Consider the following 18,696-nt stretch of genomic DNA (forward strand, 5'->3'; position numbering starts at 1 on the left):
TCTGTAGTCGTTAAAGAATTAGGGAGAGAAAACAGCGTGATGGTTGAATCAGCGGAACAGAGCGAAGCAGCAGCGGCGTTATTAGAGAGCCGTGAAAATGTTGCAACAACAGAGCAAGAGGTAGAGGAAACACCGGTTGATCTGAAGGTGCCGGAGCTCTATATCAACCGTGAACTCAGCCATCTGCAGTTTAATATCCGAGTTCTCGAGCAAGCCTTAGAGGAGCAGCACCCGTTGCTAGAACGGTTGATGTTCCTGTTGATCTTCTCCAGTAACTTGGACGAATTTTTCGAGATCCGTGTTGCTGAGCAGATGACTCAGCTGAAATACGGTCGTGAGGCAGTAGGTCCAGATGCGATGCACCCACGCACGGTGTTGCAGCGTATTAGCGAAATTTGTCACCTGACTGTTGATCGTCAATATAAAATCCTGAATGAAACGATCTTCCCAGAGTTGGAAAAGGAAGAGATCCACTTTATCCGTCGTCACTTATGGACGCCGGAGCAGAGAGAGTGGGTGCAGTCTTACTTCTATGATCGTGTTGTACCGGTCATCAGTCCTGTTGGTTTGGATCCGTCACACCCATTCCCTCGTTTGGTGAATAAGAGTCTTAACTTTATCGTTGAACTGGATGGTAAAGATGCCTTTGGTCGTGAAACCGGCATGGCGATTATTCCGGCGCCGCGCTCATTACCACGTTTGATCCGTCTTCCAGATAATCTCTGTGATGGCGGCGATAACCTGATCTTCTTGTCCTCGATTATCCACGAATTTGCGGATGAGCTATTCCCAGGGATGAAGGTTAAAGGTTGTTACCAGTTCCGTATCACCCGTAATGCCGATATGACCTTCGATGTTGAAGAGGTTGAAGACTTAGCGAATACCCTGCGTGGTGAGCTGCACTCCCGTAAATACGGTGATGCGGTAAGGCTAGAGGTGGACCAGCGTACCCCTGAAGAGTTGATCGCCTTCCTACAGAAAGAATACAAACTGGATGAGTCTCAGACGTATCGTGTAAATGGTCCGGTAAACCTGACTCGTCTAATGGCAGTTCGAGATCTGGTCGAACGTAGTGATCTGCGTTGGAAACCTTTTTCACCGGGTATTCCCGGTAAGCTGAAAGGCGACAATATTTTTGATGCGCTCAAAGCTAATGACCAGTTACTGTTGCACCCATTCCAATCATTTACGCCAGTTGTGGATCTGTTGCGTCAGGCGGCGAAAGATCCTGATGTTGTAGCGATAAAACAGACCCTTTATCGAACTGGGGTTAAATCCGATATCGTTAATGCGCTGGTGGAAGCAGCGCGCAGCGGTAAAGAGGTGACTGTTGTCATCGAGCTTCGAGCTCGTTTTGATGAAGAAAGTAACCTACACCTTGCAGCACGTTTGCAGGAGGCGGGTTGTTTGGTTGTGTATGGGGTGGTTGGTTACAAGTGCCACGCTAAAGCGATGCTAATCGTACGAGAAGAGGAAAATCACTTAGTCCGTTATTCTCACCTAGGTACGGGTAACTATCACTCCGGTACAGCGCGTCTGTATTCTGATTACAGCTACCTGACTGCGGATCAAGAGGTGGGCGAAGATGTCCACAAGGTTTTCCAGCAGCTAACGGGTATGGGTAAGATCCAAAAGCTGAAAAAGTTATACACAGCACCGTTTACGTTGCACTCTAAAATGATCGAACTGATCCGTCGTGAAACCCGTTTAGCTAAGTCGGGTAAGCCGGGTCATATCATGGTGAAAGTGAATGGTCTGACTGAGCCGAAGATGATCCGTGCCCTATATGAAGCAGCTGCAGCGGGTGTTCAGATCGATCTGATTATTCGTGGTATGTGTCGTTTACGTCCGGGCATTGAAGGGCTGTCTGAAAATATCAAAGTTCGCTCAATTATCGGTCGATTCCTAGAGCATACGCGCGTTTACTATTTTGGTAATGACGGTAAACCGGAAGTGTTCTGCGCCAGCGCCGACTGGATGGAGCGTAACATGCTTAATCGTGTAGAAACGGGCTTCCAAGTTTTTGGTAAGCATAGTGAGAGATTAAAGCGTGAGCTGGATTACTATATGAAAGACAACTGCCAGAGCTGGGAATTGCAAGCGGACGGCAGTTATATTCAGAATCAACCAGCAGAAGGAGAAGAGATCTTCTCTGCTCAGCAAACACTGTTAGAAGAGTTTGCTAAGTAGTCTCCTTTAGCTCAACAGCCTTATTCTTGGAGTAAGGCTGTTAAGCTGTCTTTAAATAGCTTTGATGGTTATGAACGACCAGTTCGTTACGGTTGTTCTTAGCTAGATAGAGCGCTTTATCCGCTTCTGTGTAGAGTTCATTCTTATCAGAAATCTGATTGCCAGCACTCCAATAGGCACCTATAGATATAGTGACATATTCGCTGACAGTGCTCTTCTCGTGAGGAATATGCAGCGCTTCCACTTCTTCTCGAATACGATCTAAGAAAGCTTGGGCTTTAGCTGCATCTTGCTCTGTGATGATGATTGCAAACTCTTCACCGCCGATGCGGAATGCAAAATCGGAAGGTCTGCGTAGGCAGCCAATGATGCAGTTGGCAACATCACGCAGGGCTTTATCACCTTGCGGGTGACCATAGGTATCGTTGTAAAGCTTGAAGAAATCTACATCCAAAATCGCCAAAGCTATCGCAGTACCATGACGGTAGCTGAGCTTTATTTCACGCTCTAACACATCTTCAAAACTACGACGGTTGGGTAGTGTGGTGAGCTTATCGGTGATTGATAGCTTTTTGCTGGTGGAATCCTGCAACAGATTGGTAAAGCCAGTTATCTCATAACGCTCATTAATGTTCGGTAGAATTCGCGAGTTGGCCCAATGCATTAAGCCATCTTCGTTAATATGACGGATCTCGCCTTGCCAAGTTTTACCGGTCTTAATGGTTTTCCAGATCTGCTCCGACAGCATGCTATGGCTATCGGAGTTATCAAAGAAATTACTCTGCTTGCCAACCAGCTCTTCTTTAGTTGTGTCTAAAAAGCGGCAAAGGGCATTACTGGCGTCAATAATGACACCTTGCTGATCGAGGTTAGCGAGCATGATGTTCTGATCAATTAGGTGTTCTCGTTGCGATAGTGCTTTATTTGAATTAAGAATGAGGCGTGTAACTTTAATTGCAATTAAAAGCGAGATCACAATGGTTAAAAAGCCGATGGTCGCAACCACGGATAGGGAGTGATCTCTGTTTTTTGATGATTGCTTATGAAACTGATTAGCTTTGTTCTGGGCAAAGAGAACGAATTCATGCACTTCTGAAAGTAGTTGATCTACGTGCTGAGCACCTTTGGCGCGAGTAATCTCAGCCGCTTTCTCGGTATCACCAGCTAAAGCTAACTGGGCTACTTCGTCACGAATAGGTTTCCACTCAATAAAGGTCTGGTAGGCCTGCTTAATAGTGACTTTGTTACCCAAAAAACGCTCAAAGATGATGTCGAACTGTTTGAGTACTTGCTGCTCCTGGCGGTGAACTTGCTCGAGGGTGGCTTTGAGTTGATCTGGATCTTTTACCAACACCACATCTTTCATATCGCGGTGCATTGCGAACACGAGGGTCTGTATCGACTGCCCAGCATTGCTCACAGCAAATGGGTGGTTGTAGATGTTGTCTACATCTTTAGAGATGTTGTTGAGATGGTATAGGCTAAATCCGCCTAAACCTGTCATTAAGGTAATGATCAGGACAAAACCAAGAATAAGATTGCGATACTGCTGCATACTATAGAATACTGCTGAATTGAGCGCGCAATTGTATCAAAAACTACAGTATGCAGGAGCTTAAGTTTTATTTATCGCCTGATTCTTGATCAAGATCTATTAATTCACTGTAACCATCTACATATGAAGGATATTTGAAGCGATAACCCGCTTCAATGATGCGTTTATTTGAACAGCGCTTACTGCCTGCGCGACGCGAAACAGTTTCAGATGTTATCTGACTCTTGGTTTCTTTTGCGATCCAAGTGGTGATCTCATGCATAGTTACCGGATTGCTATCACTGGCTAGATAGCAAGGGTCTATAGCTTCTCCGTTAAGCACTTTGGCAATCAAAAAATTTAAGACGCCTGCGCAATCATCGCGGTGAATACGGTTACTAAAATGCAGAGGCTCTGCGGGGGCAATATCACCTCCTCTTACACGATTAATAAGATAGCCTCTATCAGGGCCATAAATACCGCTAAATCTAACCACTGTACTTGGTAGATCAGCACTTAAAACCTGTTGTTCACCTTTAAGCATGATCTTGCCACTAAAAGATTTAGGTTCGCAGGGGCTCGTTTCATCCACCCAATCACTATCGTTTTGGTGGTAAACCCCGCTGCTGGATGTGAAGAATAGATGTTTAGGTTTAGAGGGTAGTGCATTTAGGGTGTTTTGCACGCCAGCCACATAGGCTGCTTCGTAACCTTCTTCATCATGACTGCTTGCCGCTGCTGTGTAGACAAGGATATGACAGTCGTCTATTTCCGCCAGAGCCGCTTTTAAATTCTCTAAATTTGTGAGATCAGCGCTTATTCCTTGGATGCCTTGCGGTAGCTGGTTTATATTACGACGTAGGCCAAATACCTTATGCCCTTGATTTAATAACATTTGTCCAAGAGTTGAGCCAACATCGCCGCAGCCGACGATGAGAATAGTTGCTTGTTGCATACAGGTTAAGCCTCCGAAAATCACAGACCTATCATAGCAAAGGATAAGGCCGGATGACCCTTACAGAATTGCGTTACATTGTTACCTTGGCGAGAGAACAGCATTTTGGTCATGCGGCTGAAAAGTGCTTTGTCAGTCAGCCTACTTTGTCTATAGCGGTCAAAAAGCTTGAAGATGAGTTGGGTGTACCACTGTTTGAACGCAGTAAAAACTCGGTTCGCGTCACACCTGTAGGTGATAAAGTGGTGCAACAGGCGCAGCGCGTGCTTGAGCAAGCCGATACCATCAAAGATCTGGCGCTTGAGGGCAAAGATCAGCTGAAAAGCCCACTTCGCGTAGGCGCGATCTACACCATTGGACCTTACTTATTCCCTCATCTGGTTTCTCAGGTGCAAAAGCTTGCGCCTGATATGCCGCTGTATATCGAAGAGAACTTCACTGAGAACCTGCGAGTTAAGATCCGTAACGGTGAGCTGGATGCAATTATATTAGCGCTGCCATTCCAAGAACCGGATATTCTGACGCGCCCTCTATACGATGAGCATTTCGAAATGCTGATGCCAGTGGGCCACCCTTGGGCTCAGCAGAAAAAGATTAATAGTGAAGATCTACCTAATACCCCGCTGTTGTTATTGGGCGAAGGGCATTGTTTTAGGGATCAGGTATTAGAATCCTGCCCAACGTTGAATCAAGCGATTAATACTCAACATACGATTACCGAGGGTAGCTCTCTAGAGACTATCCGTATGATGGTTGGTTCTGGCTTAGGTTGCTCGGTACTTCCGCAATCCGCTGTATATGGAACGGGTAAATCAGAGATGGTAGTAACACGACCTTTCCAAGAACCAGTTCCAGAACGCACGGTTGGGGTGGCTTGGCGTGCTAGCTTTCCACGTCCGCAAGCGATCGATGTGTTGGTTGAAGCGATTGCCTCTTTTGATCCTGCAGGCGGTAAATAAGTTTGTTGCTTGCTGCGATTCCTGTCACAGAGTTAAAAGGTGTTGGCGCTGCGTTAGAGCAGAAGCTGAATAACCTTGGTATTCAAAATCTACAGGATCTATTGTTTCATCTGCCTCTGCGTTACCAAGATCGCACGCGTATTGTGCCTATGGGGGCGCTACGTCCTGGTGATGAGTGCGTGGTTGAGGGCGAGGTGAAGCTGGCGGATATCAGCAAAGGTCGCCGCCGCAGTTTATTGTGCCGTATTCAAGATGGCACGGGGTCACTAACGCTACGTTTCTTTCATTTCACAGCTGCTCAGAAAAATAACTTAAAACCTGGTACTCGTATTCGCTGCTTTGGTGAAGCACGTACCGGTGCAAATGGTTTGGAGATCGTCCATCCTGAATATAAGCGGGTGGATAACGATGATTTGGTGCCAGTAGAAGAGAACCTAACGCCGATCTATCCAACCACAGAAGGTCTGCATCAGGGACGTTTACGAGCTCTGACTGATCAAGCGCTTAACTATCTGAAAGAGGGTGGCCTGCAAGAGCTTGTGCCTGATCAATTGCGACAAGGCTGGCAGTTCCCAAGTTTGAATGATGCTGTCGCTTATCTTCATCGCCCTCCAGTCGATGTAGACCAGCACCTTTTGTTGGACGGTATGCACCCTGCTCAGCGCCGTTTGGCGTTTGAAGAGCTACTCGCTCATCACCTCTCTTTGTTGAAATTACGTCAAAAAGCACGTCAAAAAGGTGCGCCTGAACTGCCGGGAACAGGACAACTTAAACAAGCCTTTTTAGATCAGCTACCGTTCCCGTTAACTGGCGCGCAACAGCGTGTAGGCAATGATATCGCCAACGATCTTGCGCAAGCTTATCCTATGCTGCGTTTAGTGCAGGGCGATGTGGGCTCAGGTAAAACGGTCGTGGCGGCATTAGCTGCTTTGCAAACAGTAGAGAGTGGTCTGCAAGCTGCGATTATGGCGCCGACCGAGATTTTGGCCGAACAGCACTTTATCAACTTCAGTAACTGGTTAGAGTCGCTGGATATCAAAGTTGCGTGGTTGGCAGGTAAGCTCAAAGGTAAGCAAAGGCAGGCGCAACTAGAAGCGATTAGAACAGGTGAGGCACGTGTGGTTGTTGGGACGCATGCGCTCTTTCAAGAAGAAGTCGTCTTCTCCGATCTAGGTTTAGTAGTGATAGATGAGCAGCACCGCTTTGGTGTGCATCAACGGCTGTCACTGCGTGAAAAAGGGCGTAATGGTGAATTAGCGCCGCACCAGTTGATTATGACCGCTACGCCGATTCCGCGAACGCTAACCATGAGTGCTTACGCTGACCTAGACTGCTCTATTATCGATGAGCTGCCACCGGGTCGAACACCTGTGAGTACCGTAGTGATCTCTGATAGTCGCCGCGACGAAGTTATTCAGCGCGTACAAAAAGCCTGCGCTGAAAAGCGTCAAGTTTACTGGGTCTGTACTCTGATCGAAGAATCCGAAGCTCTGCAATGCCAAGCGGCAGAAGTTACTGCTGAGGATTTGAAAGTAGCGCTTCCTGAACTTCGTATAGGTTTAGTTCATGGTCGTATGAAACCGGCTGAAAAAGCTGAAATTATGCAGCAGTTTAAAGCCGCGGAGTTGGACCTTTTAGTCGCGACAACGGTCATTGAAGTAGGTGTAGATGTTCCTAATGCCAGTGTGATGATCATAGAGAACCCCGAGCGTTTAGGGTTAGCGCAGCTGCACCAGCTACGTGGTCGAGTGGGCCGAGGCTCTGTAGAGAGCTTTTGTGTGTTGATGTATCACGCGCCTTTATCCAATCAGGGACGTGAGCGTTTAACCGTGATGCGCGAAACCACTGATGGTTTTAAAATCGCGGAAAAAGATCTGCAGTTACGTGGGCCAGGTGAGGTTTTAGGTACCCGGCAGACTGGAACTATGCAGTTTAAAATGGCCGATCTGCAACGAGATTCAGATCTGTTAACCCGGGTTAAGATGGTGGCGGGCCAGATGCAAGAATGGCCTGATTTTGCAGATTCCTTAGTTGAACGTTGGCTGGGCCGTGGTGAAGACTACGGTAATGTATAATAAATAGATTAATCGATTTATTCGCTTGTCACAGATAGAGAGTAGTAGTGTTGATTTCACCCAGTGAAAAGCAGTTAGAAATTATTCGACAGCAGTTGGGTCGTGAACCGCGCGGTTTAGCCGGTATTGCTGTACAAAATGATCAAGAGGTTCCATTAGTGTTGCAGATGGATCTGTTGGTTGATGATAAACCTTTCCCAACGCTTTATTGGATGGCCAGTAAGGATATCTATCAAGCCATCGCTGAGATAGAAACTGCAGGTGCCGTTAAAGAGTTAGAACAAGAATTGATGGATAACGAAGAACTTTGTGCTGAGCACTTAGCGGATCAGCAGCGTTATGTCGATCTTCGTTGGGCATCAGCGTCTGAAGAGCAAAAGCAGCGTATCGAAGAATTAGGTTTTACACCGTTGTACAGTAAGTATGGGATTGGTGGAATTTCCCAGTGGGACAAAATCCGCTGTCTCCATATGCAGTATGCTTATCACCTAGCTCAAGGAAGTGCGATTGGTAGAGTTTTAGATGAACGTTATGAATTACATTCAAAAATTGCTTCTGCATTAATTTAGGTAAATATCCTAATGAAGTTCGTTTATAGAATATCCCTGCTAATAGTTGCTCTGCTACAGCCTGTTCTTCTTCATGCCGCAGTATGCCATAGCGATCCGTCAGGACGAATAAACGAACTTGTGCCCCAAGGTACTGCTGGGCCAATAAAATATGTCGAAACAATTTTGATAGGCTCTGAACCTGTTGACGTTGCTGGTTGGCGCTTATGTACTAATGAAGGAGGGAAAACACCTTCCTGTGTATCATATGGCGTTGGGAACTTTTTGATTGGTTCCTTCGATAAGTTCTCTTCTCCTGCTGATAATGGCATCACTGTTTATAATCCGGTTGAATATCTTAGTTCGGCACAGACCTTGAACTCCAATGAGTGGGAAGTCGCACTCATCGATGCAGATGATCTTGTTTTAGATTATGTGCATTTCTGTAAGGATAATTGTAAGAAAGCTCAATATTGGGATGTACCGGATTCATGCTCTAATGAGCTATCGGGTGGTGGAAGCAATAAGGTCATCTTTGCACGTAAGCCAAATGGAAGTGGGGATTTTGAAGAGGTAGGTGATCCGACTCCTGGATCCAGTAATGATGGTGATGAATCGGATGTGGATCATTATTCTATATTTCACGATGAAACAGGTGTTACCTGCTTAATTGAGAATATCACCATCACCGCCCACGATAGTTCTCATAGCGCTGTCGATGCAGGTAGTGCATCCATGACAATTGCCGCCACATCAGGTAAAGGTAATTGGGTGGGTGCAGTGAGTGGTACATCTGCATTTGATAATGGTAGTGCTGATGATGGCGTAGCAACTTTTACCTTTGCTTCGGGTTCACAAAGTGCTGTATTGCAGTTTGCTCATCCCGTCTTGAGTGGTACGAGCGAGACCTTTGGTTTCAACGTTTCGGATGGCTCTATCACTGAGAATAGTGGTAGTTGGGTAGCAGCTGATGATCCTAATATTACTTTCACCCTCGCTGGCTTCCGTTTTATTGATGGTGCTGGGGCAGAAATCATACCGACTCAGATTGCAGGTAAAGCATCGGATGCAGGTTTTGGAGCTACTAGCCTCTATCTTCAGGCCGTTGAGGCTACTACAGCTGATCCTAGTGTGTGCCAGGCTGCTTTCCCTAATGGAACTACCCTGTCGATTAATCTGGCAGCTCAATGTAATAACCCAACCTCATGTGTTTCGGGGCGTACCTTTAATGTTCAAAGTAGCAGTAACCCCGAGGTAGACCTCAATGCCGGTACACCAGAAACATTTAAATCTGTTGATATGACCTTTGATACCGATTCTAAGGCGCCTTTACGTCTTAACTACAATGATGCTGGTGAGATGCAGTTACAGGCGAGTTATACCGTTCCAGATACAAGTGCGGTAATGATAGGTAATTCGAATCTATTTGTTGTACGTCCATTTGGATTTGGTTTCCCTGAAATAGATGCATCAGGTACGGCTAACTCAGGTGGTGATGAAACCGGTGGTGATGCATTTACCTCGGCGGGTAGCGATTTTACTGTCGATATCAATGCTTACCTATACCAAGCCGAGGATGATGCGGATACAAATGGTATCCCTGACGGTGATGCTGATGTTACTGATAACGGCATTACACCAAACTTCACTGGTACAGTAAGCCTCAGTGTCGAATCATTTACCCCAGCTGATGGAAGTCCAGGGATATTATCAGGAACAGTTACTCCTTTGTTGGATACTTTTAGTAATCGCAATGGGGCAGATGTTACCGCAACGCTTAACTATGATGAGGTGGGTAGCATGAACCTGATGGCAAATTTATCCTCTTATCTTGAGGCTGATGATATTCAGAGTGTAGCGACAAAAATAGGTCGATTTTATCCAGATCACTTTGTGATGAGTGATGATGGTGTAACGGCGGCTTGTTCTGCTGTTGGCAGTTTTACTTACATGCAGGAACCTTTCAACGCATTTGAATATAGGGTGGAAGCTCGAGCGCTCAATGAAGAAATAACTGAAAATTACGATTTGGTTCTTTACACCATAGGCACCGGTTCCTTAGTGGTTAAAGCTGAGAATAATGATGATGGTATTGATTTGAGTGATCGGATAGTAGTGTCGGAGTCGCTTTCCGGTTGGGAGTCAGGCGTTATTGATCGAACCAGTGCTTCAGATAATGAATTAAAAAATGTGATCTTTACACGCAATGGCGGAAATGCAGGTCTGCCTGATGGTCCCTTTTATGGTTTGCAGCTGGGGCTTAGTCTTGAATCAGAACCAGATAGTCGTGACTTTTTGGGTAGTTTAAAAAACATGTCGGTTGATAGTTCAGGGGATTGTTCAGGCAGTTGTCAGTCCATTGAGGTGGGTGATCCATTAACGATTTTGTATGGGCGGGTTAGCATTAGCTCAGTACATGGCCCGGAAACACAAGACCTTCCCGTGCCATTTGAAGTTCAGTATTGGGACGGCACGACATTTGTACGTAACACTGATGATAGTTGTGCAACTATTCCATTAGCGAACATAAGCTATGACGGAAATCCAATTAGCAGTGTCACTGCAGATCGAACTGTGACTGTGGGTGATGGTAGCACTGTAGGCAATTTAAGCATCAATGGCACAAATAGTGATGCGGCCTCGGGGGATTTCAGCCTGATATTTACGGCTCCAGGTGCAGGCACTGGCGGGAATGACAATACCGGTTACTTCCCTATAGGTCTGACCTCGATCGATGATTGGCTACGATACGATTGGGATCAGGATGGTAATGCTAACGACATTAGTGTGCCTGATGCGATTATCACTTTTGGCCGTGCCCGTGGTAATGATCGAATGATCTTTTGGCAGGAACGTTTTCAATAATGCTGGGAAGCTGGAAATGATCCAATAAAAAAGCAGGCTAATGCCTGCTTTTTTTAATTCTGAATACCGGTCTTATGAACCAGTCAGAGCCTTATATTTTTCCATAAGTTCTGCTTCAGTTTCTTCGTGATCTGGATCTTTAGGGATACAGTCAACTGGGCAAACTTCAACACACTGAGGAGTATCGTAGTGGCCTACGCACTCAGTACATTTAGATGGTTCAATCTCATAAATTTCGTCACCCGGAGAGATGGCCTCGTTCGGACATTCCGGCTCACATACGTCACAGTTGATACATTCGTCAGTAATGATCAATGCCATGATGACTACCTCACTGTCATAAAAGTAAATTTACAGGCGCTGGTGCTCAATCAGGGCCTTGGACACCGACGGATGAACAAATTTGCTTACATCCCCGCCCAGGCTGGAGATCTCTCTGATCAGCGTGGAGGAAACGAAAGATAAATGTTCCGCTGGTGTTAAAAATATACTTTCTACGTTCGGTGCTAGATGTCGGTTCATCGCTGCGAGTTGAAACTCGTACTCAAAATCCGAAACAGCACGTAATCCACGTAGAATAATATTTGCGTTCTGTTGCTCTAGTAACTCTGCTAGTAGACAATCAAAGCCGACAATTTCTACATTGTCGAGGTGTGCAGTTACCTCGGCTACCAAAGCTACTCGAGTTTCTAATTCCAGCAGTGGTCGCTTCTTAGGGCTTTCGGCGATAGCAACAACAACTTTATCGAAAAGTTTAGATGCACGCTCAATTAGATCCGAATGACCATTGGTGATTGGATCGAATGTTCCTGGGTATACGGCTGTATTCATATCTGGTTCACAGCAGTTGATGTCTAATTAGTGCCTATATTGTTCAGGCCTAATAAAATAGCAGTTTAGCAAGTGCGGCATATTATCTGAATTGCACGGGCGGTACAAATACTATAATGGAATGGTTTGATTTGTATCGGTTATAAGAAATTTATTTTTTATTACTAATAACTATATAGGTTTTAAGGGTATTACAAAGATGTCTTGGTTGCGTATTTGTGCTGTATTCGCGTTTGTTCTTGGGCTAGCAGGCTGTCAGACCTTACAAAAGGTGGATAGAGGGCTTTATCAAGTTGCTGAATCTGTCAGTGAAAAGGATAGAGTCACAGGACAGCGCAGTTTGAGTATGACGAATCGCTCTGCTCAAATTCAGCAGGGTAACGCCTATGTTGAAAAAATCATTGCCAATGAGAAGAAGCATAAGAGACCCGTAAATGCTGCAGTGAGTCGTAGCCAATACCTACGCTTGGTGCGAATATTTGACCGTATTCATCAGATCTCTCATCTCAAAAATGAGCGCTGGGAACCTATCCTGATCAAGCGCGATTCTTTTAACGCATTCACCACTGGGGGCACTTATATTGTCGTGCACTCTAAGTTGATGACTGATCTTAAAGACGACGCAGAATTGGCTGCAGTTGTTGCCCATGAGATCGCACATACAGTGGCGAACCACGTCTATGAACGCCAGACACATGCTCAGATCAGTGCATTAGCCGGTTCGAATTCCGCGCGTCGTAGTGGTTACAAAGCTGCTTTTACCCATGAAAGTGAACGTGAGGCTGATCGCATTGGTATCTTGTACGCTGCATTGGCTGGTTATGATCCTCTAGCGGCTAGCCGTATTTGGCAAAGGAAGTATGCTGCGGAAGGTAATGCCCGAGCCCTTTTCCATCATGATCACCCTGTAAATGCTGAACGTTATAAAGAGGCTTATAAAGTCGGTAAGGCTGTAATGCCTTATTACCGCAAAGGCCATATTAACCCTCGCTCAGCTCAGTTGTTGGATAATAATGTGCTGTGGCGCAAAAATAGCAATGAGGTAGCCGCAGGTGACGGCGGTGGCGTTGCTGCTTTGCTCTCTACAGCACTCGGGGCTTATGTTCAGCATCAGGAAGCTAAAGTAGAGGAGCGTCGCCAGCAGAATCAAGCGCGTTTTGTAAAAGCAGTGCAGAATGGTTTGAAGTTAGAGTCTTCACGTAAAGCCGGTAACCATGTGCTAGAAACTCGTTGGCGTTATGCAGTGCAAGGGCCGGTTCTAAAAGATATGGTGATGGGGATGTACCTAAAACGTAATGGCAAGATTGAACGTTATGTTGATCACGTTAAAGGTTATATCAAACCGGGGCAGGTATTTGCTGCCCGCTTTGAATTCCCGAAAGATCTACATGTGAATGATCTGAAAAAATATGAAGCTAGCTTCTACCTAGACGACGTACAGCCAGCTTATTAGTTCACTGGCTAACTATTACGCATATACAAACGGTAGGTCACTTGGCCTGCCGTTTTTTGTCTATGCTCATGCCAGTGACTAGGTATCTGTGGGTGATGTAGTTCTGACTCGCTTTCAACGTAAATAAGAGCGTTTTCTGATAACAGGTTGTGCGCTTCCAGTAATTCGCAGCACGGCGCGATAAGATCCTGGCGGAAAGGCGGATCTAGGAACACCAAGTCATAACGCTGCTCGCAATCAGTTTTTCTGCTTTGTAGCCACTCAAGTACATTGGCCTGAACGACTTCGGCATTCTGACACTTTAAAAACTGGATATTGTCTTTCAACTTTCTGGACGTGGTCGGGTTTAGATCGATAAAGGTCATACTGCCAGCGCCACGAGATAAAGCTTCCAGACCAAGTGCACCACTACCGCTGAATAAGTCTAAGCATTGCGCACCCGGCACCGAGGATTGAATCCAGTTAAATAAGGTTTCTCTTACTCTGTCCGGTGTAGGGCGTAAACCATCGACGGTAAAAAACTCTATCTTTCGGCCACGCCATTCGCCACCGATAATACGTAGTTGCGAACGGGGGGTATCTGTCTTATTCGCCTGTTTGCGAGGAGGGTTGCGACGGCCCATGGTCTTTCCTTTAAAGCGAGGGAGATTGAAGGATACTGATTTGTTTATCTGCCTGTAAGGCTTTGCGCGCGAGTTCGATTACTTGATCGGTATCTTGATCTAAAACCTGCTCCGCATAGGTCTCCAATGTGTCTTCCGGCAAACGGTAGAACGCAATCAGATTAAGTGCTTGAACTTGGTTAGCGATATCGCGCATATTGTCATGCCATTGAGACGCTAAGTTCTGTTGGCTTTTTTCTACCAGATCTTCGGTAATCATCTGACTAAGCTGGGGCAATACTGGACCTGGATTTTGCACACCATCAATAATCAGCGCACGGTAACCGGTATCACTCAGAGCGGCCCAAAGCATTCGGAAATTAAGATTGTACTGTGTTTGTTGTTGACTAAGCAGGTCTTGAAGAACTTGAGCGCTTAACCTCTCTTGGACGAAATCTTTCGAGTCGCGAGCGGGAATGAGCGTACCAACCAATAAGCGGAAGCGTTGATCCGTACTTTCACCGTGCTGGATAAACTGAGGGCTGGCTGAAATCAGCGCTGCGTTTTGATCACTTTGCTGTTGCGGAAGGCTATCTTCAATTGCTGAAACGAGATCTTCAGCCCCTTCACCACTCAATGCAAAGCGTGGGTTTTGGAACATGATGTTAAAGCTGCGACTGAGGTTGCCCAACACTGTCATGCGATTGCTTGGCTGCAAGCGCTCATAAAAGTGATTAATGATCTGCTGTTCGCTGTTTTGGCCATCTAGATATTGGCGCGCCTGAATGGTTTTAAGTTGATCCTGCCAACGAGCACTTTCGACCGGTTGACTTAGCGCGCTCCAGATCGATTTCAGGTCAGGTAATTCTTGCGTTGAAGACCAGCGAAGCGTAACTTCGATGCGGTCCTGGCGAGGTAGAACGTGGTAGCTATAAGTCGGGTTAGCCAGTGCATTTAAGCGCTGTTGTAAAATCTGACTTTGAAGCTGCTGCAGTTGTCGCTGAGTCGAGTTAAAAGCAGGGCGCGTAGGCAGCAGTAAAACCAGCGTAATCGGCTGATCATCTAACTCCATCCAGCTGAGTGTTCGTGCCTCATTTGACTCGATGTCATGGTATTTGACTGCCCCTGGTCCCATAGATGAAAGGATCATAATGGCGATCAAACTGAACCATACGAGGCCGATCAAATATTTACGATTAAACAGGGGACGGTATTCATTTGTCATAAGGGTAGTCTCTGTACCAAATCACTGTGATAAGATACCAGACTTTGTGGGTGGACTGCTGGATTTTATTGGCCATTATCACCCAAATAATATGCCGTATGAGAACGGAAAATCATGCTGAGTTTACAAAAATGGTTTGTTACCGAAGGCTGGAATACTGATTACATCGCTTACGCAGGTGTTGTGATCACCGCATTAGTGCTTGCGGGAATCTATCGCTATTTGAGTAGCGACGACTCAGCTGAATAAATAAGTGCAGAATTATATCAACCAGTGGCCGAATCATTGGCGGCTGTATGAGGAAGTTAAATGTTTAAGAAATTGAAATCCATGTTCGGTGGTAAGCCTGCGGAAGAAGAAAAGAATCTGCAGACTCAAGAACAGGATGTTGAGAAGGTTGAAGTTGAGGCCGCAGCGCCTGCGCCTGAGCAGCCTGTTGCTGAACCTGCCGCGGCCGCTCAAGAATCAGCGCCTGTAGCTGTTAAAGAAGAAGTTCAGGAAGAGGCTCCGGTTGAGCAGCCAGTTGGAGAAGCAGCCGTTGAAACTGTGGTTGAATCTTCAGAAGCCGTTGAGCCTGCACAAGAATTACAACCTGCGGAAGAAGCGCCAGCAGCAGAGCCTGTAGCTGAAGTGGCTGACGAACCTCAGGTCGAGCCAGAAGTGGAAGCACCAGTTCCAGCGCCTGTAGAAAAGCCTGTTGAAGAGAAACAAGAGAAAAAAGGTTTCTTCTCACGTATTAAATCTGGTTTGAGCAAGACCAAGGCGAACCTAACGGAGCAGCTGGGTAACCTTTTCCTTGGTGCGAAAGAGATCGATGATGATCTGTTAGAAGAGATCGAAACCCTTCTATTGATGGCTGATGTTGGTGTTGAAGCGACATCTGACATTATCCAGCGTCTAACCGATAAGGTAGAACGTAAACAGCTAGGCGATGCGCAAGCATTACAAGAGGCGCTTAAAGAGGAACTTGCGAGCCTGCTACACCGCTCTGAAGAGCCGTTAAAAGTAGAATGTAATAACAAGCCTTACGTTATCCTGATGGTAGGGGTAAACGGCGTAGGTAAAACAACTACGATTGGTAAGTTGGCGAAACGCTTCCAGAGCGAAGGTAAGTCAGTGATGTTAGCTGCAGGTGATACGTTCCGTGCGGCGGCTGTTGAGCAGTTGCAGGTATGGGGTGAGCGCAACGATGTTCCTGTTGTGGCACAGCACACCGGTGCTGATTCTGCATCTGTTATTTACGATGCGGTGCAATCAGCTCAGGCTAAAGGCGTTGATGTATTGATCGCTGATACAGCAGGTCGTCTGCAGAATAAAGACAACCTAATGCAAGAGCTGGAAAAAGTTGTCCGTGTAACGCAGAAACTCTCTCCAGAAGCGCCGCATGAAGTGATGTTGGTTCTTGATGCCGGTACTGGTCAAAATGCTTTGAGCCAAGCGAAGATCTTTAAAGACAGTGTTGGCGTGACAGGCATCTCCCTAACTAAGCTGGATGGTACTGCCAAAGGTGGCGTGATATTCGCTATCGCTAAACAGATGGACCTACCGATCCGCTTTATTGGTGTTGGCGAGCAGATTGATGATCTTCGTCCATTCAAATCTCAGGAATTTGTAGACGCGCTATTTGATTAAGTCGTGAAAGGAATTCCGCATGATTCAGTTTGAGAATGTAAGCAAACGTTACCCCGAAGGGCACGATGCGCTTAGAGACGTAAACTTTACGCTGCAACGAGGCGAGATGGCGTTTCTAACCGGTCATTCGGGCGCGGGTAAAAGTACGTTACTCAAACTGATCATGTTGATGGAGCGCCCTACGCGAGGCAGCGTTTCTATTGCTCAACAGGACTTGGCACAGTTTAGCCGCGAAGATATTCCCTACCACCGCCGCCGTATTGGTGTGGTATTCCAGAACCATCAGCTTCTCTTTGATCGCACTGTATTTGAAAATGTCGCGTTGCCACTACATATCTCCGGTTACGATGAGGAAGATACGGGGCGGCGTGTAAGAGCTGCCTTGGATAAGGTTGGCTTGCTACATAAAGAGAAGTTTAATCCGATTGCCTTATCTACCGGTGAACAGCAGCGCATAGGTATCGCCCGTGCGATCGTTCACAAACCGCAATTGCTGCTGGCTGATGAGCCGACCGGTAATCTTGACCCGACGTTATCTGCCGAGATTATGAGTCTGTTTATGGAGTTTAACCGCCATGGCACGACTGTTTTGATCGCCAGTCATGATTTGGCTTTGATCTCGCGCATGGGTCACCGCACCTTGATTTTGGATCAGGGGAGGTTGCTGCGCGATGGCTAATCGAGAACCAAAAAGACGTGGTGCAGTTCGACAAGAACGGCCTGTAGAAGCTGCAGCTCCGGCGCCTGCTCAAGCCAAAGGTGCTGCTCGTCATAAGATCGACTTTGTTGCTCAGGCAAAAAGCTGGCTACGTCATAATAAAAAGACGGCGCAAGATTCGCTGAAGCGCTTAAAAGCGACACCTCTACCGAGCTTAATGACGTTAGCGGTATTGGCGATCGCCTTAGCGTTGCCCGGCGTTATGTTCGTTGGTTTGAAGAATATTAATCATCTGAGCGGCCAGTGGCAGGGTGATCCGCGCATCTCTATCTATCTGAAAACTTCGGTTGCTGATGAGGCTGCCGAACGCTTTAGCCAAAACATGCTGCTGCGATCAGATCTAGCTGCTGTCGAGTTGGTGACTAAAGAGCAGGGTTTGCTGGAGTTTCAGCGGATGTCGGAGTTTGCTGACATCTTAAGCTTTCTAGATAGCAATCCGCTGCCTGCGGTTGTTGTGGTACAGCCCATAGACAATCAGAAACAAGCGCTAATAAAGCTGCAACAGACTTTATCGGAAATGCCTGAAGTCGATGATGTGGTGTTAGATATGGTTTGGGTTGAGCGTTTAGCCTCGTTTGTTGAACTCGCCAACCGCGTTGTTCTGGTTCTGGGTGCTTTGTTGGCCTTGTCTGTCTTGCTGGTGGTGGGTAACACGATCCGCCTGTCGATAGAAAACCGCAAAGATGAAATTCAGGTCGCAAAATTAGTCGGTGCGACCGACTCTTGGGTTAAGCGTCCCTTTATTTATACTGGTTTCTGGTTTGGTCTATTAGGGGCTGCCTTAGCATGGTTGTTTGTAATGATCAGTCTACTACTTCTGAATGAGCCTGTTGGGCAGCTAGCAGCACTTTACCAAAGTGATTTTGAGCTTCAGGGCTTAGGTTTTTCAGATAGCCTAATTCTGTTGTCGTCTGGAATCTTGCTTGGTTTAGTCGGTGCTAAACTCGCGGTAAGCCGTCACCTTCGCGACATTGAACCGCAATAATCTGTCATTTAAACGTCATATTTGCGTTTTATCTTATTCCTCGTTATATTTTTCGGTCCCGCTTTTTAGGAAGCGGAATTTTGTTGGAACTTTTGTACTATAAACAAGTCATATCTGCGGTGTG

At 46.4% G+C, this 18,696-nt stretch carries 16 protein-coding genes; 10 read left to right on the top strand and 6 right to left on the bottom strand.

All coding sequences use genetic code 11. The annotated features are described in order from the left end of the window. Positions 1-39: 39 nt before the first annotated feature. Positions 40-2,190, top strand: a complete 2,151-nt coding sequence (gene ppk1, locus ACMXYW_RS00790; protein ID WP_415905898.1) for a polyphosphate kinase 1 — start codon at positions 40-42, stop codon at positions 2,188-2,190. Positions 2,191-2,230: 40 nt separating this feature from the next. On the opposite strand, the gene ACMXYW_RS00795 is transcribed toward ppk1, so the two are convergent. Continuing rightward, a complete protein-coding gene (locus ACMXYW_RS00795; protein WP_415904877.1) occupies positions 2,231-3,745 on the bottom strand; it encodes a diguanylate cyclase domain-containing protein in 1,515 nt (504 codons plus the stop codon). A gap of 67 nt (positions 3,746-3,812) precedes the next feature. Then, the gene (locus ACMXYW_RS00800; RefSeq protein WP_415904878.1) at positions 3,813-4,679 is read right to left on the bottom strand and encodes an SDR family oxidoreductase; all 867 of its coding nucleotides are present in this window, start codon (positions 4,677-4,679) and stop codon (positions 3,813-3,815) included. Between the two features lie 53 nt (positions 4,680-4,732). On the opposite strand from ACMXYW_RS00800, the gene ACMXYW_RS00805 reads away from it, so the two are divergent. Genes ACMXYW_RS00805 through ACMXYW_RS00820 form a run of 4 tightly spaced genes read left to right on the top strand, consistent with a single transcriptional unit; the run spans position 4,733 to position 11,126 of the window. Then, positions 4,733-5,638 (top strand): hydrogen peroxide-inducible genes activator, encoded by a 906-nt coding sequence (locus ACMXYW_RS00805; protein ID WP_415883112.1) that lies wholly within the window; start codon positions 4,733-4,735, stop codon positions 5,636-5,638. Then, positions 5,635-7,713, top strand: a complete 2,079-nt coding sequence (gene recG, locus ACMXYW_RS00810; RefSeq protein WP_415905899.1) for an ATP-dependent DNA helicase RecG — start codon at positions 5,635-5,637, stop codon at positions 7,711-7,713. Before ACMXYW_RS00805 ends, recG begins: the two co-directional genes overlap by 4 nt. A 47-nt stretch (positions 7,714-7,760) precedes the next feature. After that, entirely contained in the window at positions 7,761-8,282 is a 522-nt protein-coding gene (locus ACMXYW_RS00815; protein ID WP_415904879.1) for a DUF501 domain-containing protein, read from the top strand. Positions 8,283-8,294: 12 nt separating this feature from the next. Further along, complete coding sequence (locus ACMXYW_RS00820) at positions 8,295-11,126, top strand: DUF6701 domain-containing protein (protein WP_415904880.1); 2,832 nt, start codon at positions 8,295-8,297, stop codon at positions 11,124-11,126. Positions 11,127-11,198: 72 nt separating this feature from the next. Here the strand turns inward: ACMXYW_RS00820 and ACMXYW_RS00825 are convergent, their stop codons facing one another. Together ACMXYW_RS00825 and coaD are read right to left on the bottom strand one after the other, a co-directional pair. After that, the gene (locus ACMXYW_RS00825) at positions 11,199-11,447 is read right to left on the bottom strand and encodes a YfhL family 4Fe-4S dicluster ferredoxin (RefSeq protein ID WP_415899788.1); all 249 of its coding nucleotides are present in this window, start codon (positions 11,445-11,447) and stop codon (positions 11,199-11,201) included. A 30-nt stretch (positions 11,448-11,477) separates the two neighbouring features. Next, on the bottom strand, positions 11,478-11,957 hold the full coding sequence (gene coaD / locus ACMXYW_RS00830) for a pantetheine-phosphate adenylyltransferase (RefSeq protein WP_415886550.1): 480 nt from the start codon (positions 11,955-11,957) through the stop codon (positions 11,478-11,480). A gap of 199 nt (positions 11,958-12,156) precedes the next feature. On the opposite strand from coaD, the gene ACMXYW_RS00835 reads away from it, so the two are divergent. Next, the gene (locus ACMXYW_RS00835; protein WP_415904881.1) at positions 12,157-13,410 is read left to right on the top strand and encodes a M48 family metallopeptidase; all 1,254 of its coding nucleotides are present in this window, start codon (positions 12,157-12,159) and stop codon (positions 13,408-13,410) included. Between the two features lie 8 nt (positions 13,411-13,418). Here ACMXYW_RS00835 and rsmD read toward each other — a convergent pair whose 3' ends face one another. Both rsmD and ACMXYW_RS00845 read right to left on the bottom strand, forming a co-directional pair. Further along, positions 13,419-14,033: a 16S rRNA (guanine(966)-N(2))-methyltransferase RsmD gene (gene rsmD / locus ACMXYW_RS00840; protein WP_415904882.1), complete on the bottom strand. Its 615-nt coding sequence runs from the start codon at positions 14,031-14,033 to the stop codon at positions 13,419-13,421. Between the two features lie 10 nt (positions 14,034-14,043). After that, positions 14,044-15,237, bottom strand: coding sequence for a hypothetical protein (locus tag ACMXYW_RS00845; protein WP_415899791.1), 1,194 nt, complete (start codon positions 15,235-15,237; stop codon positions 14,044-14,046). A 114-nt stretch (positions 15,238-15,351) separates the two neighbouring features. On the opposite strand from ACMXYW_RS00845, the gene ACMXYW_RS00850 reads away from it, so the two are divergent. From ACMXYW_RS00850 to ftsX, 4 genes are read left to right on the top strand one after another with little or no spacing between them, the layout of a single operon-like run. Beyond that, a complete protein-coding gene (locus tag ACMXYW_RS00850) occupies positions 15,352-15,486 on the top strand; it encodes a hypothetical protein (RefSeq protein ID WP_415883120.1) in 135 nt (44 codons plus the stop codon). A gap of 60 nt (positions 15,487-15,546) precedes the next feature. Further along, entirely contained in the window at positions 15,547-16,869 is a 1,323-nt protein-coding gene (gene ftsY / locus ACMXYW_RS00855) for a signal recognition particle-docking protein FtsY (RefSeq protein WP_415899792.1), read from the top strand. A gap of 19 nt (positions 16,870-16,888) precedes the next feature. Next, entirely contained in the window at positions 16,889-17,548 is a 660-nt protein-coding gene (ftsE, locus tag ACMXYW_RS00860; RefSeq protein ID WP_415899793.1) for a cell division ATP-binding protein FtsE, read from the top strand. Further along, on the top strand, positions 17,541-18,572 hold the full coding sequence (gene ftsX, locus ACMXYW_RS00865) for a permease-like cell division protein FtsX (protein ID WP_415899794.1): 1,032 nt from the start codon (positions 17,541-17,543) through the stop codon (positions 18,570-18,572). The genes ftsE and ftsX overlap by 8 nt, the downstream gene beginning before the upstream one ends. Positions 18,573-18,696: the final 124 nt, after the last annotated feature.

Source organism: Neptuniibacter sp. QD48_55 (assembly GCF_047778115.1).
GTDB lineage: Bacteria > Pseudomonadota > Gammaproteobacteria > Pseudomonadales > Balneatricaceae > Neptuniibacter.